The sequence below is a fragment of the Salinivibrio sp. IB282 genome, assembly GCF_001995685.1.
GTDB lineage: Bacteria > Pseudomonadota > Gammaproteobacteria > Enterobacterales > Vibrionaceae > Salinivibrio > Salinivibrio kushneri.
Map to the genome: position 1 here is coordinate 1 of NZ_MUET01000142.1, position 1,862 is coordinate 1,862.

Here is a 1,862-nt window from a genome sequence, read left to right on the forward strand (position 1 = left end):
GTTTCGGAATGCCCTCTTTCAATCCGTGCATATGGCGATAAGCGGTGCCAATCTGCTAGAGGCAGACAGCTTAGACAGTCTAAATCAGATCTTGGCGCGAGAGGCTGAGGTCGACTTGGTGCTACTGGATCTAAAAATGCCGGGCGCCAATGGTATGTCSGGCTTAATTGCGCTGCGTCACCATTATCCTACCCTGCCGATTGTGGTGATATCTGCCAGTGAAGAGCCGAGCGTGATCCGCCAGGTACGCGCTCATGGTGCCTTTGGCTTTATTCCTAAATCCAGCGATATGCGTGCATTGGTACAATCGTTAACCCAAGTGCTCGAAGGCACCCCCTGCTTTCCTGATGATCTCGGCGAAGACGATGAAAGCGAGCGCTTATCTGACAAACTCGCCACACTGACGCCACAGCAGTATAAGGTGTTGCGGATGCTATGCGACGGGCTTTTGAACAAACAAATCGCCTACGACCTGTCGGTTTCCGAGGCGACTATTAAAGCGCACATGACAGCCATCTTTCGTAAGCTAGGAGTAAAAAACCGCACTCAAGCGGTGATTTTATTGCAGCAATCTAATATCGAACTTTGATACGCTAGCGCCCCAGACGCCGACTTTGGAGCGCTTATGTTAAGTATTCTTGCTACGCAATTCGTGATTTTATGGGCCGTGATCGACCCTGTCGGTAGCGTGCCCATTTATCTCTCACAAACCAGCCACATGTCCGCCAAACAAAAACGCCGTGTCGCGGTGAAAGCCGTGGCAATTGCCTTTGCTATTTTGCTGTTCTTTTTAATTATCGGTCAGATTTTGCTCGAAGCCATGCAAATCCCCTTGCCCGCGTTCCAAGCAGCTGGTGGTTTGGTATTACTGTTGTTTTCGTTAACCATGATTTTCGGTGAAGGAAAACCCGGCCAAGAAGCCAAAATGCTGAGTGAAAACGTGGATAAAGCCGAAATTGCCGCCACCGCAGTTTATCCGCTCGCCGTCCCTTCCATTGCTTCTCCTGGCGCCATGATGGCGGTGGTCATGCTCACAGATAACAATCGGTACGCCATTGCTGAACAAGCGGTGACCGCTGGGGTGATGTTTTTTGTATTGATCGCGACCTTGGTCTTACTCCTCGGGGCCAATGTGACTCACAAAGTGATTGGCAACGTCGGCGCGTCGATTATCAGCCGCGTCATGGGGCTGATACTTGCCTCGGTCGCCGTTGCTAATTTGCTCGAAGGGATCCAAAAGTTTTACCACTTAACTTAGACCTTTGGCGCAAATCTTAGCTGGCTCAACCCGAGCCAGCCGTACCTAGCTCACAAAAACCCTGCTTTTTCCGATCATTATCACTTACTGCGCTCGACTAAAGTTGCAATGTCGCGCTGTTCATCCCCTGCTATCGTCTTCAAGTAACATTCCATTAACGTACTAAACAAGGAGAAGGCGATGGCGTTTCAAAGCAAGGAACACGCGAAAGCCTACTGGGACAGAAACGTAAAACTGATGGTCAGTCTGCTGATTGTCTGGTTTGTTGTCTCATTCGGCTGTGGGATCTTATTCGTGGATGCCCTCAATACCATTCAAATTGGTGGCTATAAACTTGGATTCTGGTTTGCTCAGCAAGGATCGATTTATACCTTCCTCGGCATCATATTTGTGTATGCCAAACAAATGCGCAAACTCGATCGCGAGTTCGGCGTGGACGACGAGTAAGAGGACTAACACATGGATTTAAGAACCATTACTTATATTGTTGTCGGGTTCACGTTCGCCCTCTATATCGGGATTGCGATCTGGGCACGCGCAGGCTCCACCAAAGAGTTTTATGTCGCCGGTGGCGGGGTTAACCCTGTGGCCAACGGGATGGCAA

General features: G+C 49.8%; 3 protein-coding genes. All 3 read left to right on the top strand.

Going from position 1 to position 1,862, the window contains the following annotated elements; translation table 11 throughout:
• Positions 1 to 589: response regulator transcription factor (locus tag BZG14_RS15175; RefSeq protein ID WP_108743582.1), on the top strand; the 589-nt coding region annotated here is incomplete at its 5' end.
• A 36-nt stretch (positions 590 to 625) separates the two neighbouring features.
• Positions 626 to 1,258, top strand: coding sequence for a MarC family protein (locus BZG14_RS15180; protein WP_077609146.1), 633 nt, complete (start codon positions 626 to 628; stop codon positions 1,256 to 1,258).
• A gap of 180 nt (positions 1,259 to 1,438) precedes the next feature.
• Positions 1,439 to 1,705 (top strand): DUF4212 domain-containing protein, encoded by a 267-nt coding sequence (locus BZG14_RS15185; protein WP_077486486.1) that lies wholly within the window; start codon positions 1,439 to 1,441, stop codon positions 1,703 to 1,705.
• The last annotated feature ends 157 nt before the right edge of the window (positions 1,706 to 1,862 follow it).